16 protein-coding genes are annotated in these 16,436 nt (G+C 63.2%); 10 read left to right on the top strand and 6 right to left on the bottom strand.

Annotation, left to right across the window (positions count from 1 at the left end; all coding sequences use genetic code 11):
- Nucleotides 1-20 precede the first annotated feature (20 nt).
- Entirely contained in the window at nt 21-488 is a 468-nt protein-coding gene (locus HA052_RS08595) for a DMT family transporter (protein ID WP_166451608.1), read from the top strand.
- 73 nt (nt 489-561) lie between these two features.
- Here the strand turns inward: HA052_RS08595 and HA052_RS08590 are convergent, their stop codons facing one another.
- Both HA052_RS08590 and HA052_RS08585 read right to left on the bottom strand, forming a co-directional pair.
- Nucleotides 562-1,035, bottom strand: a complete 474-nt coding sequence (locus HA052_RS08590) for a Spy/CpxP family protein refolding chaperone (protein ID WP_166451607.1) — start codon at nt 1,033-1,035, stop codon at nt 562-564.
- A 337-nt stretch (nt 1,036-1,372) separates the two neighbouring features.
- Nucleotides 1,373-1,852, bottom strand: a complete 480-nt coding sequence (locus tag HA052_RS08585; RefSeq protein WP_166451606.1) for a Spy/CpxP family protein refolding chaperone — start codon at nt 1,850-1,852, stop codon at nt 1,373-1,375.
- A 229-nt stretch (nt 1,853-2,081) separates the two neighbouring features.
- Here HA052_RS08585 and HA052_RS08580 point away from each other — a divergent pair, with 229 nt between their 5' ends.
- The 4 genes from HA052_RS08580 (at nt 2,082) to gstA (ending at nt 6,086) form a co-directional block, all read left to right on the top strand.
- Nucleotides 2,082-4,352, top strand: coding sequence for a TerB family tellurite resistance protein (locus HA052_RS08580; RefSeq protein WP_166451605.1), 2,271 nt, complete (start codon nt 2,082-2,084; stop codon nt 4,350-4,352).
- A gap of 64 nt (nt 4,353-4,416) precedes the next feature.
- Nucleotides 4,417-4,701: a VF530 family protein gene (locus tag HA052_RS08575; protein WP_081547511.1), complete on the top strand. Its 285-nt coding sequence runs from the start codon at nt 4,417-4,419 to the stop codon at nt 4,699-4,701.
- Nucleotides 4,702-4,783: 82 nt separating this feature from the next.
- Entirely contained in the window at nt 4,784-5,353 is a 570-nt protein-coding gene (locus HA052_RS08570; protein ID WP_081547509.1) for a DUF4337 domain-containing protein, read from the top strand.
- 121 nt (nt 5,354-5,474) lie between these two features.
- The gene (gstA, locus tag HA052_RS08565) at nt 5,475-6,086 is read left to right on the top strand and encodes a glutathione transferase GstA (RefSeq protein ID WP_081547507.1); all 612 of its coding nucleotides are present in this window, start codon (nt 5,475-5,477) and stop codon (nt 6,084-6,086) included.
- 83 nt (nt 6,087-6,169) lie between these two features.
- On the opposite strand, the gene HA052_RS08560 is transcribed toward gstA, so the two are convergent.
- Entirely contained in the window at nt 6,170-6,709 is a 540-nt protein-coding gene (locus HA052_RS08560) for an NAD(P)H-dependent oxidoreductase (RefSeq protein ID WP_166451604.1), read from the bottom strand.
- Nucleotides 6,710-6,812: 103 nt separating this feature from the next.
- On the opposite strand from HA052_RS08560, the gene HA052_RS08555 reads away from it, so the two are divergent.
- The 5 genes from HA052_RS08555 (at nt 6,813) to HA052_RS08535 (ending at nt 11,407) form a co-directional block, all read left to right on the top strand.
- Nucleotides 6,813-7,136 carry a winged helix-turn-helix transcriptional regulator gene (locus tag HA052_RS08555; RefSeq protein ID WP_081547503.1) on the top strand — a complete coding sequence of 108 codons (324 nt, stop codon included), beginning with the start codon at nt 6,813-6,815 and terminating at the stop codon, nt 7,134-7,136.
- A gap of 34 nt (nt 7,137-7,170) precedes the next feature.
- A complete protein-coding gene (locus HA052_RS08550) occupies nt 7,171-9,087 on the top strand; it encodes a bifunctional 2',3'-cyclic-nucleotide 2'-phosphodiesterase/3'-nucleotidase (protein WP_166451603.1) in 1,917 nt (638 codons plus the stop codon).
- Between the two features lie 195 nt (nt 9,088-9,282).
- The gene (locus HA052_RS08545) at nt 9,283-9,621 is read left to right on the top strand and encodes a nucleotide pyrophosphohydrolase (protein ID WP_166451602.1); all 339 of its coding nucleotides are present in this window, start codon (nt 9,283-9,285) and stop codon (nt 9,619-9,621) included.
- A gap of 96 nt (nt 9,622-9,717) precedes the next feature.
- Nucleotides 9,718-10,446: an NAD-dependent protein deacylase gene (locus tag HA052_RS08540; RefSeq protein WP_166451601.1), complete on the top strand. Its 729-nt coding sequence runs from the start codon at nt 9,718-9,720 to the stop codon at nt 10,444-10,446.
- 157 nt (nt 10,447-10,603) lie between these two features.
- Complete coding sequence (locus tag HA052_RS08535) at nt 10,604-11,407, top strand: mechanosensitive ion channel family protein (RefSeq protein ID WP_081547495.1); 804 nt, start codon at nt 10,604-10,606, stop codon at nt 11,405-11,407.
- A 64-nt stretch (nt 11,408-11,471) separates the two neighbouring features.
- On the opposite strand, the gene HA052_RS08530 is transcribed toward HA052_RS08535, so the two are convergent.
- The 3 genes from HA052_RS08530 to HA052_RS08520 form a co-directional block, all read right to left on the bottom strand.
- Complete coding sequence (locus HA052_RS08530; protein ID WP_166451600.1) at nt 11,472-12,005, bottom strand: DUF2059 domain-containing protein; 534 nt, start codon at nt 12,003-12,005, stop codon at nt 11,472-11,474.
- A gap of 74 nt (nt 12,006-12,079) precedes the next feature.
- Entirely contained in the window at nt 12,080-12,631 is a 552-nt protein-coding gene (locus HA052_RS08525; protein ID WP_166451599.1) for a hypothetical protein, read from the bottom strand.
- Nucleotides 12,632-12,953: 322 nt separating this feature from the next.
- Nucleotides 12,954-16,430 (bottom strand): indolepyruvate ferredoxin oxidoreductase family protein, encoded by a 3,477-nt coding sequence (locus HA052_RS08520; protein WP_166451598.1) that lies wholly within the window; start codon nt 16,428-16,430, stop codon nt 12,954-12,956.
- Between the last annotated feature and the right edge of the window lie 6 nt (nt 16,431-16,436).

The raw sequence follows: 16,436 nt of genomic DNA, 5'->3' as shown, positions 1-16,436 counted from the left end.
GTTGATTCGACTGGATCGTCATGAACCCTATTTATCCTTTATTCGCTTTCCTCATTGGCGTCGTGGTGCCCCTGCAGGCCGCCATCAACAACCAGCTCAAGGGCGTGCTGGGCAATAGCACGCTGTTGGCGGCGCTGGTGTCGTTTTCCGTGGGCAGCCTGTGTCTGGCCGGCCTGGCCGTCGCCACCGGTCAGAAATGGCAGGATCTGGCGCAGTTGGGCCGAGTGGAGTGGTGGATGCTGCTGGGCGGCGCGATGGGGGCGATGTTCGTGTTCGGCACCACCTTGCTGGCGCCGCGGCTGGGCGTGGCGGCCATGCTGTCCCTGGTGATCTCCGGCCAGGTGTGCGTATCCCTGATGTTCGACCGTTTTGGCTGGTTGGCGATGCCGCTGCGCGAGGTGAACGCGCCTCGGCTGCTGGGCGCGGCGCTGGTGGTGGGCGGGGTGTTGTTGGTTAACTTCGGCGATAAGTGGTTTGGACGCGTTTGAGTGATAGGCGCATAACCGCCACGCTAAAAACGGCAGCCGGAGGCTGCCGTTTTTGCTGTCGGACGCGCGGCGCTTATTTGGACTGTGGTTTGGACATCGGGCCCATGCGGCGGCCCATCTGGCCGTGCCATTGGTCCATCACTTTCTGTTGCTCCGGCGTGAGCTGAGCGTAGAAAGTTTTCAGCGCGTCCAGGCGTTTCTGCATCGCGTCCTGGTGCTGTTTCATCATGTCCAACATGCGTTCCATGCGCTGAGGAGCGGTGTCGCCGGCCTGCGGCTTGGGTGGCATCGCCCGTTCGCCCGGCTTCATCGAGGCGGCAAAGGTTTTCCAGGCGCCTTCCTGGCTGGCTTGCAGTTTCAGTTGATCGTGTAGCCCTTGCAGGTGGCGCGCGGCCATGGCTTCGCGCTGGGCCGGGTCCATGTGGCGGCCTTTTTCCATCATCGGCATCGGGCTTTGCGACGGAGGGTCGCCGGCGGCCAGCGCGGAGCCGGCGAGGCCGGCGGCCAGTAGCGTGGCGATCAGCATGGGCTTGAACAGCTTGGTCATGATTGAAGACTCCTACGGAGGTTGATCATGCAAGCAGTATTGACCATGGATGTCTGGCAAGTGTTGCGGGTAGGACGGGGCTTGTTACCGAGTGTTAACCGGGCCGGCCCGCTTAGTAGTTTGCAACAATGCGCGGGACGGCGCTGTCGGCGCCCGGCGGCTTAACCATCTGTTCTCCGTTCTGTCATGCCGGCGAGGTGATTAAGGGATTCCTGGAGCCTGTTCAAAATCTGCTGCGCTTGGTGAGACGCGACATGCCCATCTGCCGTGGGTGCCTTCCGCTTTCTCTGCCGCAAGATCTTGCCCCGATCTTGCTCACGAGGCTTTGAACAGCTTCTTAGTTGTGGGGCTCATTGCCTTGGCCGGCCTGCAGTTTGCGCATCGGCCCCTGGCCCCGGCCCCCCATCAGCGGCGGGCTGTCCTGGTCCATGATTTTCTGCTGCTCGGGCGTGAGCTGGCCGTAGAAGGATTTGAGCGCTTCCAAACGCTTTTGCAGGTTCAGCAGGTGGCGCTGGGCCATCAGCACGCGCTGTTCCATGCGTTCCGGCGCGGTGGACGCGTTTTCGCAAGACGGCATCGGACCGGGGCGGGTGGCGCTGGCGAAGGCCAGCCACGCGGCCTCCTGGGCCGGCAGGATCTTGAGCTTGTCGTGCAGCGCTTTCTGGTGCTGGGCGATAAAAGCGTCGCGTTTGGCCGGGTCTATCTTCCACGGACGGCCGGCGAAATTGCCCATCGGCGGGCAAGCGGGTTCCGGCGGCGCGGCCAGAGCGGCGCCGGCGGCGAGGCAGGCGAATATAAAGGGTATCTGCGGTTTCATAGGTGGGCCATTCCATTGATGGCTGCGATGCGGGCGGACGACATCGGCAGGATCACTCCATTATTCTGGATGGCGACTGTCAATTAAGTGTGAGTGGGCCGGGATCAATTGTTACCAAATGTAAAGCTCGCCGGCAAGCGTTTTGCTTACGGGCTTTTTCCCGACCGGGGCGGGGATTTGGACTAGAGTGAATTGCGGCATTCCCTTATCGTCGCCGGAGCGTTTTCGCATGAGCCTGCCTGACTCTTCATTTCCTTGGTTCTCCGCGCTCGGCGCCGGCGGTTTGAACGGCGCCTTGGTGGAGTATTGGATCGACGCCTGGCAGCGTTCGGTGCTGTATTGCGACATTCTGCGCCAGCGCGGGGACACCTATCTGGAGCACGCCGCCTCCGGTCACCCGCCGGTGCTGGTGTTCGACTACGACATCATCGTGGACGGTCGCGAACTTGAGCAGCCGGTCAATTACGCGCTGTCGGCGATCCGCCCGCCGGACGGTTGTCCGAAACCGGACCCGGCCAAACGGCCCTTCGTGGTGATAGACCCGCGCGCCGGCCACGGCCCCGGCATCGGCGGTTTCAAGATGGACAGCGAGATCGGCATCGCCTTGCGCCAAGGCCATCCTTGTTATTTCGTGATGTTTTTCCCGGTGCCGGAGCCCAAGCAGACGATTGAATGCGTGTGGCGCGCCGAGAAGATCTTCCTGCAAAAGGTGAACCAGCTGCATCCGCACAGCGCCGGCAAACCCTTCGTCATCGGCAATTGCCAGGGCGGCTGGGCGCTGGCGATGCTGGCGGCCACCGCGCCGGAGCTGGTGGGACCCATCCTGTTGGCCGGTTCGCCGTTGTCTTACTGGGCCGGCGTGGCCGGCAAGAATCCGATGCGCTATTCCGGCGGCTTGTACGGCGGCACCTGGATGGCCTCGCTGGTGGGCGATCTGGGCCACGGCCAGTTTGACGGGGCTCATCTGGTCAGCAATTTCGAACAGCTGGACCCGGCCAACACCTACTGGAAAAAGCCTTACTCGCTGTACGCCAAGGTGGACTCCGAGCGTGAGCGTTTCCTGGAGTTCGAGCGCTGGTGGGGCGGCCACTATCTGCTCAACAAGGCCGAGATGGAATGGATTACCCAAAACCTGTTCGTCGGCAACCGGCTGAGCCATGGCGAGGTGACGCTGGAGGAGGGGCGGCAGGCGGTGGATTTGCGCAACATCCGCTCGCCCATCGTGGTGTTCGCTTCCTGGGGCGACAACATCACCCCGCCGCAGCAGGCCTTGTTCTGGATCGCGGACCTGTACCACAGCGTGGAGGACATCCGCGTCAATGAGCAGACCATCGTCTATTGCCTGCACGAGCAGGTGGGCCACCTGGGCATTTTCGTGTCCGCCGGCGTGGCCAACAAGGAACACAGCGAGTTGGCCAGCGCGTTGGACTTGATCGATGTGCTGCCGCCCGGCTTGTATGAAGCCATCATCACCGATACCCACCCGGAAATGGCGGGGCTGGAATACTTGCAAGGCCGCTACGTGATCCGCTTCGAGCCGCGCGACATCGACGACATTCTGGCGTTGGGCGACGGCCGCCAGGGCGAGGCCGCCTTCGAAGTGGTGCGCCGGGTGGGAGAGGTCAACCAGCAGCTGTACGATACCTTCATCTCTCCCTGGCTGCGCTTGTACGGCAACGAGCATACCGCGCGCTGGTGGCGTGAAATGCATCCGTCGCGATTGGAGCGGCGCTGGTTTTCCAGCCGCAACCCCTGGCTGGCCGGGCTGCGGCAATGGGCGGAGAAGGTGCGCGACGAACGGCGGCCCGCGGCGGAGGACAATCCGTTCTGGCAATGGCAGCAAAGCTACGCGCAGTTGATGGAGACGGCGCTGGACGGTTGGCGCGATGGTCGCGACGCCTGGCAAGAGTTGAGTTTCCGAACCTTGTTCGAATCGCCGTGGAGCGCGGTGCTGGCCGGTTTGAAACCGCAGCGCGAATACGGAGTGCGCAAGGCGGACGGCAGCTGGGAGCGCAGCGAGATGCTTCGGCTCAAGCGCCAGGAGCTGGAGGCCCATTACGCCGAAGGCGGGCCGGTGGACGGGTTTTTGCGCTTGTTGATCTATGTCGCCATCGGCAACGGGGTAGTGGACGTGAGGCCGTTCAACGCTATCCGCCGGGTGATGCAGGAAACCGCCTTGGGCGAGGATTTGACGCTGGAGCAGTTCAAGCAGGCGGTTCGGCGCCAGACTTGGCTGGTGCGCAACGACGAGAAGCGCGCGCTGGCGACGCTGGAACATTTGTTGCCCACCGAGCAACAACGCCAGTTCGCGCTGGAGCTGGCGATTCTGCTGCTGCAGGCGGCGGGCCCCATCAGCGGCGAGAAGCAGCAGCGCCTGGGCCGGCTGGCGCTGGCGATGGGCTTGGCGCAGCGGCACAGTTCGCCTCCGGAGGCTCCGGCGCCGGTCAAGCCCGCGCCCAAACGCGCGCCGCGGCAACGCAAGCCCAAGCCGGCCGCGTGAGCACGGCTTTGCGGCGCGGCAGGCGCAAGGTACACTGCGCCCGCCCCAGCCAGAAAACACGACCATGAGCGCACCGCAACCCAAAAACCCCACCCACGGCGTCACGCTAGAACAGATGCTGAACCAGTTGGTCGGCCATTACGGCTGGCCGGAGCTGGGGCGGCGCATCCAGATCCGCTGCTTCAATCATGACCCCAGCGTCAAATCCAGCCTGGCTTTCTTGCGGCGCACCCCGTGGGCGCGTCAGCAGGTGGAGGACTTGTTCGTGGCGCTGAAGACCCGGCCGCAGACGCCCGCCGGTTCCGGAGCGGACTCCCGCCCGCGGCTGTTTTCCAAAAAATCGTCCTGACGATCGATTGTCCCTGTCCACGGTTTGACGCTGTATTGCGTTATGGCGATGGGAACCCCCTATCGTCAGCCGGGAGCGTGAGATGGAACTGGAAATCAGCGTGGAAGCGGAGAAGAAGTACTTGAACAGCCTGGTGGCGCTGACCGTGGTGCTGCTGTCGGTGTTCATGGGGCTGGGCAAGCTGAAGGACGACAATATCGTGCAGGCGCGCCAGCTATTGAAGGCGGACGCGGTGGACAGCTGGTCCGAATACCAGTCCAAGAAGATCAAGCAGCATCTGGCGGAAAGCAGTCAGCGCCAGGCGCGCTTGCTGGAGTTGGCCAATCCTGCGGCGGCGGCGGCCTTGAGGCCGGAGCAGGCGGCTATCCAACGCGACATCGCTCGCTACGCCGCGGAGGCGCAGGTTTTGCAGCTCAAGGCCAAGGCCAAGGAGCAGGGCTTTGAGGAGTTGAACGCGCGCCACGAGCTGTTCGACGTCAGCGACGCCGGCCTGTCCATCGCCGTGGCCTGCGCCGCGGTGGCGGCGCTGGCCGCCAATGTCATCCCGCTCTTGTGCGCCTGGGCTTTTGGCGCGCTGGGCGTGTTTTTCTGGCTGGCGGGCTTTGCCGGCTGGAATATCCATCCGGGCTGGATCGTTTCCCTGCTGGGCTGAATCGCCGCGGCAGCGGCCCTATCGGCGGCATGGTTGCAACTGTCATCGATTTGGCTCAGGCTGTCCGGGTTTTCCGCATTCCTGCGTTTTGTCCCGAGACATTCTGAACTGGAGAAAAGCGATGAAACTGTATTTTTCCCCCGGCGCCTGCTCGCTGTCCCCGCATATCGTGTTGTTCGCCAGCGGCCTGCCGTTCGACACCGAGAAGGTGAATCTCAAGGTCCAGCCGCATCTGACCGAGGGCGGGGTGGACTTCTCCACCATCAATCCGCGCGGTTATGTGCCGGCCTTGCAGCTGGATAACGGCGAGCTGCTGACCGAGGGCGTGGCCATTGTGCAATACCTGGCGGATCAGGCGCCGGCCAAACAGCTGGCGCCGGCCAACGGCACGCTGGAACGCTACCGGCTGCAAGAGTGGCTGAACTATATCGCCACCGAGGTGCACAAGGGCTTCTCGCCGCTGTTCTATCCCAATAGCGACGAACTCAAGCAGCAGACCTGGGACAAGCTGACCCGCCGGCTGGCGCTGGCGGAGCAGCAACTGGCGAAAACGCCTTATCTGCTGGGCGAGCGTTTCAGCGTGGCCGACGCCTATCTGTTCACCTGCCTGAACTGGGCGCAGTTCGTGCAGCGTTCGCTGGGCGATTTCCCGGCGCTGATCGACTTCCAGAAACGCGTGGCGGCGCTGCCCTTCGTGCAGCAGGCGCTGAAGGCGGAAGGCTTGCTGGAGTAATTCCCACTGGAACGGGAATAAGTTAGCCGTTCCAGACAAGATCATGCCCGGCTCCGGCCGGGCATTTTTCATGGCGAGTGGATTTATACTGCCTCGGCCTGCAGGTGCCGCAGATACGCGTCCGCGCTGGCCTCGATCTCGGCGTCGCTCAGATCGTGCTCGGCGCCGTGCAGGGCGAAGCCGGGCAGCCATTCGGCGCGGAGGTAGCGGCAGGTCAGTTCGAACGGCCGCAACACTTCCTCTATCCGGTACAGATAACGGCCGTCCGCCGCGAAGTCCCGCTCGCGTATGCCGGTGGACACCGCCACGCTGATGCGTTTGTCCCGCATGCGCCAGTCTTCCGGTCGCGCGCCGATGGCGAAGCCCTCGTCCAGCACCTGGTCCTGCCAGGTTTTCAACAGCGGCGGCGAACTGAACCAGTACAGCGGGAATTGCAGCACGATGCGCTGGTGCTGGTTCAGCAGCGCCTGTTCGCGCGCCACGTCGATGTTCCCGTCCGGATAAGCCTGGTATAGCGCGTGCACGGTGTAGCGTTCCGGATGCTGGCGCAGCGCGGCCATCCAGCGGCGGTTGATTCGGGATTGCTCGAGATTGGGGTGGGCAACGATGATCAGGGTTTTCATGGCGCTTCCTGTAAAATGGGAAAGGGCATGCTAACAACGGATCAAGTTGTTGATAAGTATGCACTTTTTTGTTTCATAAGCACCAAGAGGTAACTGTGCCCGCATGAGCGAACTGAATTTTCCCATCGACGCCACCGTGCGGCTGGTGGGCGGAAAATGGAAGTGCGCGATTCTGTGCCACTTGTCCGAGGACAGCCGGCGCACCGGTGAATTGCGCCGCTTGCTGGGCGGGGTGTCGCAGAAGGTATTGACCGAGCAGCTGCGCGAACTGGAGCGCGACGGCCTGATCGCGCGCACGGTGTACGCGGAAGTGCCGCCGCGGGTGGAGTACCGCTTGACCGAGCTGGGCGACACGCTGCGGCCGGTGATAGACGCGATGTGCGCCTGGGGGGCTTTCTATCTGGAGGGGCCGGCGGCGGGCGTATAATGCGGGCGCGATAAAACCAGAAAAGGGCTGTCCCGTGAAACTTGCGCCTCTCCTCGTCTCCTCCCTGTTGGCCGCGCTGGCCGCCAACGGCTGGGCCGCCCCGCTGAAGCTGCGGGTGTTGGAAACCTCCGACGTGCACATGAACCTGCTGGATTACGACTACTACCAGGACAAGCCGACGCAGGATTTCGGCCTGGCGCGCGCGGTGACGCTGATCCGCGCGGCGCGGCAAGAGGCGCCCAACAATCTGCTGATAGACAACGGCGACCTGTTGCAGGGCAATCCCTTGGGCGATCTGGTGGCCAAGGTTCAGCCGCTGCGCGCAGGCGAGGTTCATCCCGCCTACAAAGTCCTCAACTGGCTGGGTTACGACGCCGGCAATATCGGCAACCACGAATTCAATTACGGCTTGCCCTTCCTGAGCCAGGCGCTGAAGACGGCGGCCTTCCCCTATGTCAACGCCAATGTGGTGGACGCCAAGACTGGCCAGCCCTATTTCCAGCCCTATGTGTTGCTCAAGCGGGAGTTCAAGGATGAGGACGGCCAACCGCAGACGCTGAACATCGGCGTGATCGGCTTTGTGCCGCCGCAGATCATGCAGTGGGACAAGGCCAATCTGCAGGGCAAGGTGGAGGTGAGGGACATCGTCGACACCGCGCGCCGCTATCTGCCCGAGCTCAAGCAGAAGGGCGCCGACATCGTGATCGCGGTGCCGCATTCCGGTTTTGAAAAAGGCGAGAGCGCGCGCTTCGCCGAGAACTCGGTGGCCGGCCTGGCCGGCCTGGCCGAGGTGGCCGGCATCGACGCCATCTTGTTTGGCCACGCTCACGCGGAATTCCCGTCTTCCGCCTTCGCCGGCTATTCCAAGGTGGACCTGGCCGCCGGCACCATCAACGGCGTGCCGGCGGTGATGCCGGGACGCTGGGGCGACCATATCGGCGTGGTGGACCTGGTGCTGGAGCGCGGCGACGGCGGCTGGAAAGTCAGCGGCAAACAGGCCGGCTTGCGCGCCATCTACGATAAGCAGGCCAAGCGATCGCTGGCGGCCGCCGAGCCCAAGGTGGCCGAGCTGATCGCCGCCGAACACCGCCGGACGCTGGACTATGTGCGCGGCAAGGTGGCGGAAACCCGCGCGCCCATCTACAGCTACTTCGCCCAGGCGGCGGACGATCCCTCGGTGCAGATTGTGGCGGAGGCCCAGGCCTGGTATGTGAAGAACGCGGTCAAGGGCACCGAGTACGAAGGCTTGCCGGTGCTGTCCGCTGCCGCGCCGTTCAAGGCCGGCGGCCGTCAGGGCTGGAATTACTACACCGACATCCCGGCCGGCCCGCTGGCGATCCGCAATCTGGCCGATCTCTATATCTATCCCAACACGCTGAAGGCGGTGAAGGTCAGCGGCCGTGAAGTGCGCGAATGGCTGGAGATGTCGGCTGGGCAGTTTCTGCGCATCGATCCCAAAGGCCCCAAGACCCAGCCGTTGCTGAACCCGGAGTTCCGTTCCTACAACTTCGACAGCATCGCCGGCGTCAGCTATGAGATCGACGTCAGCCGGCCGGCGCGCTACGACGCCGACGGCAAGCTGGCGGCGCCGGACAGCCATCGCATCGTCAAGCTGAGCTATCAGGGCAAGCCGATAGACGAGAACGCCAGCTTCCTGGTGGCCACCAACAACTACCGCGCCTCCGGCGGCGGCCACTTCCCCGGCATCGACGCCAGCCGCGTGGTGGTGGATTCTCCGGACGAAAACCGCGCGGCGGTGGCCGCCTATCTGGCCGAGCGCAAGGTGGTGGACCCGGCGGCCAAGCCGGCCTGGCGCATCCTGCCGGTGGCCGGCGTCGCCATGCGCTTCGACACCGGCGCCGGCGCGTTGCGCTATCTGGCGCGCCAGCCGCAGTTCCGCCTGGCGGCGGAGCATGGCGACGGTTCGGTGAGTTTGGAGCTGGTGGAATAAGATAAAGGTTTAAGAACCTGCTCAATGCCTGCTGCGCGTTGTGGCGCGTTACACGGTGAGTACAACTTCGAAATGCGCATATACCGTATGTACACTCCGCTTTCTCTGCCGCAACGCCTTGTCTTGCTCGCGAGACTTTGCACCGATTCTGAGGCGGCAAGCGCCTGATGTTCCACGTGAAACCCGGATAGAACGATGACCGAAGCCCTGATCTCTACTGAAAAGCTCACCGCCGCATTGCAGCGTTTTGCCGATGAACGCGATTGGAACCGTTACCACACGCCGCGCGGCCTGATGCTGGCTTTGGTGGGAGAGGTGGGCGAATTGGCGGAAATCTTCCAATGGCTGAGCGACGAGGAGGCTGTCGCGCTGCGCGACGATCCGGCGCGCTTCTCCCATCTGCAGGAGGAAATTGCCGACGTGCTGCTCTACCTGACGCGGCTGGCGATGGTGACGGGAGTGGATCTGGACGCGGCGGTACGCGACAAGATGGCGAAAAACGCCGTCAAATACCCTGTGCCAACGGCCGGCTGAGCCTACGGCATGGAAAAGCTAAGCTGTGGTTTGGCGTTGTTATCGCTGATTGAACCTGGCTTAGATTTCGCTTCATTCATTAGCTGGAATGCATAGATGTCCGAGCAAATACACCGCCTTCGCCAGATGCTGGAGCAGGCGGAAACCATTGTGGCGCTGACCGGCGCCGGCATGAGCACCGAATCCGGCATCCCGGACTTTCGCTCCGCCAACGGCCTGTGGTCGCGCAGCATGAGCTTGGCCGAAGTGGTGTCCATCGATTATTTCCGCAGCGACCCGGAGGCGTTCTGGCTGGCGTTTCGAGAGATCTTCCGCATCAAGTTGATTGGCGATTACCGGCCCAACGCCGGGCACCAATTCCTGGCGGAACTGGAGCAACAGGGCAAGCGGGTGACGGTGCTGACCCAGAACATAGACGGCCTGCACGCGCGCGCCGGCAGCGGCCAGGTACTGGAATTGCACGGCAGCTTGCTGACCGCCAGCTGTCCCAGCTGCGACACCACTCACGCGCTGGATTACGTGCTGCATCACCCATTGCCGGTCTGCCGGCTGTGCCACGACGTGCTCAAGCCCGACGTGGTGTTGTACGGGGAGGCGGTGCCCTTGATTGAGTTGGCCTTCGACGCCGCCTTGCAGGCGGACCTGCTGCTGGTGATGGGCTCGTCGCTGGAGGTGTCGCCGGTCAATCTGATTCCTTTGGAAGCGGCGCAGGCCGGCGTGGCCACCGCCTTGATCAATTACACGCCCACGCGCATGGATCACGCCTTCGACCTGCGCATTCTGGGTGGCATAGGGGAGACCTGCCGCGCCTTGTCCAAGGTCTGAGAGGCGGCGCAGGATCCGCCGCGCGTCGGCTCGCGAGAACTTGAAGAGGCTTTAAAGAACTGCGGCGTGGCTTCGCATTTAAAATTCATTTGGTATTTCTGTGTCAATCTCCTATCTTTAAACATGTTGCAAAACCGTTGAAAAGGGGGATTTACAAATGGATGCCATTAACTGGAGTCACTGGACCGATCTGGCGGTGAAAATCGGCCTCAACATTTTATCGGCCATCTTGCTGTGGCTGGTTGGCCGCTGGCTGATCAATTTCGCCACCCGGCTGCTGGACGCCAAGCTGGCCAGCAAGTCGCTGGACCACACTATTCGTCAGTATGTGAGATCTTTCCTGGATGTGACGCTGACTATCGTGCTGGTGATCGGCATTCTCGGTTTCTTCGGAGTGCAGACCACGACCTTCGCCGCAGTGATCGCCGCCGCCGGCGTGGCGGTCGGCATGGCCTGGAGCGGCTTGTTGGCCAACTTCGCCGCCGGCATCTTCCTGGTGGTGTTGCGGCCGTTCAAAGTGGGCGATCTGGTGGGCGTGGCCGGCGTCGTCGGCACGGTCAAGCACATTGGTCTGTTCGCCACCGCGGTGGATACGCCGGACGGGGTGCTGACCCTGATCGGCAACAACAAAATCTTTTCCGACACCATCCAGAACTTCAGCGCCACCGAGCAGCGCCGAGTAGACCTGAAAGCCCAGTTGGCCGCCAGCGCCGATCACGCCGCGGCGATGAGTTTGCTGCGGGAGACGGTGGCCAAGGTGCCCAATGTGCTGGCCAGCCCGGCGCCGGACGTTGGCCTGCTGGAGTTCACGCCCTTGGGACCGGTGTTGGCTGTGCGGCCGTATTGCAAGCCGCAGGACTATTGGCAGGTGTATTTTGACAGCAACCGCGTGATTCGCGAGACCCTGGCCGCCGGCGGCTTCCCGGCGCCGGAGCAGGCGATGGTGGTGCGTCAGAGCTAAGCGCCGCAGGCGCTGGACAACAATAACGGGGCCGCTGGCCCCGTTTTGCTGCGTGTTGGCCGGTTTAGCGGACGTCGTTCCGCCGCGCGAACTCGTCCATCTGCTGCTTGAGCTCGGGCATCAAGCGCTGGCCGATGTCCTTCATCAGCACCGGACCGATTTCCGCCGTGATCTTGGGCATCAGCCGCAGCATCTTGCTGCCGGTGGGGGTCTGATAGAAAGCGCTCATCTCGCGGATCTCGGCGACGCTAAAATTCTTGCTCAGCGCTTGGACCTGCACTTCGTTCATCAATTTGCGGGTTTCGGGAGAGTGGAAATAGGCTTGCTGGGTTTTCATCATCTGCTGCAAAAAGGTGCCGACCTTGCTTTTGCAGTCAGGCGTCTCCGCGCAGTTTGGCAGGTTTTGCCACAGCTGCTGCTCCATTTGCTGCTGCATGGTGGCTTCCATCTGTTGCATCGTTTGCGCGATGATCTCGTCGTAACGCATTGCCTGCAGCAGCGCTTTGGCGGCGGTTACGCTGTCTTCGGCGGCGAACGCCGGGCCGGTGTGGAATAGGGCGGCGCACAGGCCGGCGGCGAGCATGGATTTAAGGCGCATGGTCGTTTCTCTTGTTGGAATAAACGACCATGCTGATGGCTTGGATGGTTGACGTCAATTGAGTGGAGTCTCGCTCAAGAGGTCGGCGGGAAATCACCCATATCCTGGCATTGCTCCACCCACAAGGTGTCCGGTCCGGAGTTGGGGATGTAAACCTGATTGACCGGCGAAGGCGGATAGTTGGCGTCCGGCGCGCAATCGGCGCTCTGGCCGGGGCCCACCGCCACTTGCGCGCCCACCTTGAGCTGGCAGCGCACCATGCGGTTGAGCTGGCTCCAGCTCGGGCAGATGGCGTTGGCGGCGCGGTAGGTGGACACCGAGCCTTGCGGCTGGCTGAACGACCACCAGCGGCCCAGGCGCGAGTTGGCTTTGTTGTTGTCGTAGACGCGGTAGACGGTCACCGTTTGATCCGCCGGCTCCTGGCGTCGCACCTGGCCGGCGCACAGGCCGCCTTTGCCGGGTTGGCCCAATGCGCTATTCAGCAGATCGGGATTGTCCACCGCGGCCATGCCGGGCAAGGCCGGCTGGGTCTGGCCGGCGCAGCGGTCGCTGCCGGGCGTGGCCGCGCAGCCGAGCAAGAGCGCGCAGGCGGAAGCGAGCAGCCAGTGGCGAGGGGTCAGGGGCATGGCGGGTCTCCATATCGGTTTGTTTGAGTTTTGAGTTGGCGGCAGCGCGCTATCTTTAATATTAGAAAATGCGATTGGCATTTTCAATTCGAAGTCGGTTTGACCGGCAGAAAGAACGGGCGGGAAAAAAAGAGGGCGTCGACATGGTCGACGCCCGCAAGCTGTAGGAACACTCGGGTACTACGTTTACAGCAACTTCAATCCGTTCTAGACCTGCTAACAAAACTCCTGATACTGCGTTGCGCCTCCTTGTCGTACGACTTGTACTGCCTGCGTCGGCGCGCCTTGCCTCAGCCGTAAAACTGAGTTTTGTTAGCGGCTCTTAGGCCACCTGGCGGTTTTTGCCGCCCGGCTTCAGTTCGCCCAGCAACTGGGCCTGTTTGCTCTTGGCCTGCTGGTAGTTGCGCTCCTTGATGTGGCCGAAGCCGCGCACGCCTTCCCAGGTTTTCACCAACTCCACCGCGCGCGGCAGCGCGTCCAGCGTCAGTCCGCCCAGCAAGTCTTCCACCTGCCGCTCAAACACGCCGATCAGTCGACGCTCCAGCTTGCGGTCGGCCTGCCGGGCAAACGGGTCCAGCAGGGTGCCGCGCAGGAAGCGCAGCTTGGCCAGCCACTTCATGCCGGTCAGCAGCCAGGGGCCGAAAGCCACTTTGCGCGGCTGCCCGCCGGTGATCCAGCCTGCGCCGATGTGGAAGCGTAGTTGGTAATCGCCTTCGAACTGCTGCGCCAGCTCACGCTGGAAGCCGCCGTCGGTGTAGAGCCTGGCCACTTCGAACTCGTCCTTGTACGCCAGCACGTGGTAGTAGTTCTTGGCCACCGCCAGCGTCAGCGCGCTGCTGGCCGGGTTCAGCGCTTCCTCGGCCTGACGCACGCGGGCCACCAGCGTCTTGTAGCGTTCGGCCAGCGCCGCGTTCTGGTAGGCGGTCAGCGCGGTGGCGCGATGGTGCAGCACCGCGTCGGGAGTTTCACGTGGAACGAAGGCCACCACCGCCGACGGACTGACCAGCGCTTCGATGCGCGCCGGGTCGTGGGCGGCGTGTCGGCCCCAACTGAAGGCGTCCTGGTTGAACTTGACCGCGGCGCCGTTCAGGCGCACCGCTTCCATGATGGCTTCCAGCGTTACCGGAACCAAGCCCTTTTGCCAAGCGTAGCCAAGCATGAACATATTGCTGGCGATAGCGTCGCCCAGCAGGGAGGTGGCTAGCCGGGTGGCGTTGACCTCGCTGTAGCGGCCGGTGCCCACCGATTCGATGATGGCGTCTTTCATCGCCTTGCTGGGGAAGCGCACGTCCGGATTCTTCAGGAAGGCGCTGGTCGGCGATTCGTAGTTGTTGACGATGGCGTGGCTGAAGCCGTCGCGCATTTTGGCCAGCGCCTCCTCGGCGGCGGTCACCACCAGGTCGCAGCCCAGCACCAGGTTGGCGTCGCCGGCGGCGATGCGCACGGCGTGCAGCTTGTCCTGGCTGTCGGCGATGCGCACATGCGACCACACCGAGCCGCCTTTTTGCGCCAGGCCGGCCATGTCCAGCACGGTGACGCCTTTGCGGTCCAGATAGGCGGCCATGCCCAGCACCTGGCCTATGGTGACCACGCCGGTGCCGCCCACGCCGGTGACCATGATGCTGAACGGCTCATGGAGCTGCGGGATCTTCGGTTCAGGCAGTGTCGGCATCGTGCTCAGGCTGGCGCTGCTGCCGGCGGATTTCTTCAGTTGGCCGCCTTCCACGGTGACGAAGCTGGGACAGAAGCCTTCTACGCAGGAATAGTCCTTATTGCAGCTGGATTGGTCGATCTTGCGCTTGCGCCCCAGCGGGGTTTCCACCGGCAGCACCGACAGACAGCCGGATTTCTGGCCGCAATCGCCGCAACCCTCGCATACCTGCTGGTTGATGAAGGCGCGTTTGGCGGGGTCGGGGAAATCTCCGCGTTTGCGGCGGCGGCGCTTCTCGGCGGCGCAGGTCTGATCGTGGATCAGGATGCTGGTGCCCTCGACTTCGCGCAGTTCTTTTTGCAGCCGGTCCAGCTCGCGGCGGTGGAAGACTTCCACGCCGGCCGCCAAGCCCTGGACGTTCTGGTATTTGTCCGGGTCGTCGCTGGTGATCACGATGCGCTTAATGCCTTCCGCCGCCAGTTGGCGGGTGATCATCGGCACGTCCAGATAACCGTCCACATGCTGGCCGCCTGTCATCGCCACCGCGTCGTTGTACAGGATCTTGTAAGTAATGTTGACCTTGGCGGCCACGGCGGCGCGGATGGCCAGCAGGCCGGAGTGGAAGTAGGTGCCGTCGCCCAGATTGGTGAAAATGTGTTTGGTGTGAGTGAACGGCGCCTGGCCCACCCAGGTGATGCCTTCGCCGCCCATTTGGGTGAAGGTCTTGGTGCTGTCGGCCTGTATCCAGTGCGCCATGTAGTGGCAGCCGATGCCGGCGACGGCGCGGCTGCCTTCCGGCACCTTGGTGCTGGTGTTGTGCGGACAGCCGGAGCAGTAGTGCGGCACGCGGGCGATGGATTCGCGAGGCTGGACCAGCTGGGCTTCCTTGTCGTCGTAGAACTTCAGCCGGTCGTGGATGATGGGGCTGTCGAAAATCAGCGCCAGCCGGCCGGCGATCGCGCGCGCTATCATCGCGGGGGTCAGTTCGCCGGCGGCCGGTAGCAACCAGTCGCCGTGCGGCAGCGCCCATTCGCCTTTTTCGGCGAACTTGCCCACCACGCGCGGTCGCACGTCATCGCGCCAGTTGTACAGCTGCTCTTTCAGCTGGTACTCGATGATCTGGCGTTTTTCCTCCACCACCAGGATTTCTTCCAGTCCTTCGGCAAACTGGCGCACGCCTTCCGGCTCCAGCGGCCACACCATGCCCACCTTGAAGATGCGCAAGCCGATATCGGCGGCCAGGGCTTCGTCTATGCCCAGATCGTCCAGCGCCTGCATCACGTCCAGATAACTTTTGCCACAGGTGATGATGCCCAGCCGCGGCTTGGGCGAATCCAGGGTGATGTGGTTCAGCTTGTTTTCGCGGGCATAGGCCAGGGCCGCGTACAAGCGGTGGTGCAGCACGCGTTTTTCCTGCGCCAGAGGGGCGTCCGGCCAGCGGATGTTGAGGCCGTCTTCCGGCAGCGGGAAGTCCGCCGGAATCTTGAACTGCAGCCGTTCCGGCGAGATGTCGACGATGGCCGAGCTTTCAATGGTGTCGGAGATCGCCTTGATGGATACCCAGCAGCCGGAATAGCGGCTCATCGCCCAGCCATGCAGGCCGTAATCGATGATTTCCTGCACCCCGGACGGGCTGAGCACCGGAATCATGCTGGCGGCGAGGATGTGGTCGGATTGATGCGGGAAGGTGGACGACTTGGCCGCATGGTCGTCGCCGGCCACCAGCAGCACCCCGCCGTAACGGCTGGTGCCGGCGGCGTTGCCATGCTTGAGCACGTCGCCGGAGCGATCCACGCCCGGGCCCTTGCCGTACCACAGTGAATAGACGCCGTCGTATTTGGCGCCGTCGAACATATTCACCTGCTGAGTGCCCCAGACCGCGGTGGCGGCCAGGTCCTCGTTAAGGCCGGGATGGAACACAACATTGTGCTCCTGCAGGTATTTGCCGGCCTTCTGCATGGTCTGGTCTACGTTGCCCAGCGGCGAGCCGCGATAGCCGGTGACGTAGCCGGCGGTATTGAGCCCGGCGGCGCGGTCCAGTTGTTGTTGCAGCATGGGCAGGCGCACCAGCGCCTGAATCCCGGTCATCAGCACCTGGCCGGTGGGGGCCGTGTATTTTTCTTCCAGGTCTGCGTGGCGGATCGACATGGTTTC

This window comes from Chromobacterium fluminis (assembly GCF_011602385.1).
Classification (GTDB): domain Bacteria; phylum Pseudomonadota; class Gammaproteobacteria; order Burkholderiales; family Chromobacteriaceae; genus Chromobacterium; species Chromobacterium fluminis.
The sequence above is the reverse complement of the archived record's forward strand: the minus strand, read 5'-3'. Positions and strand labels throughout refer to the sequence as shown.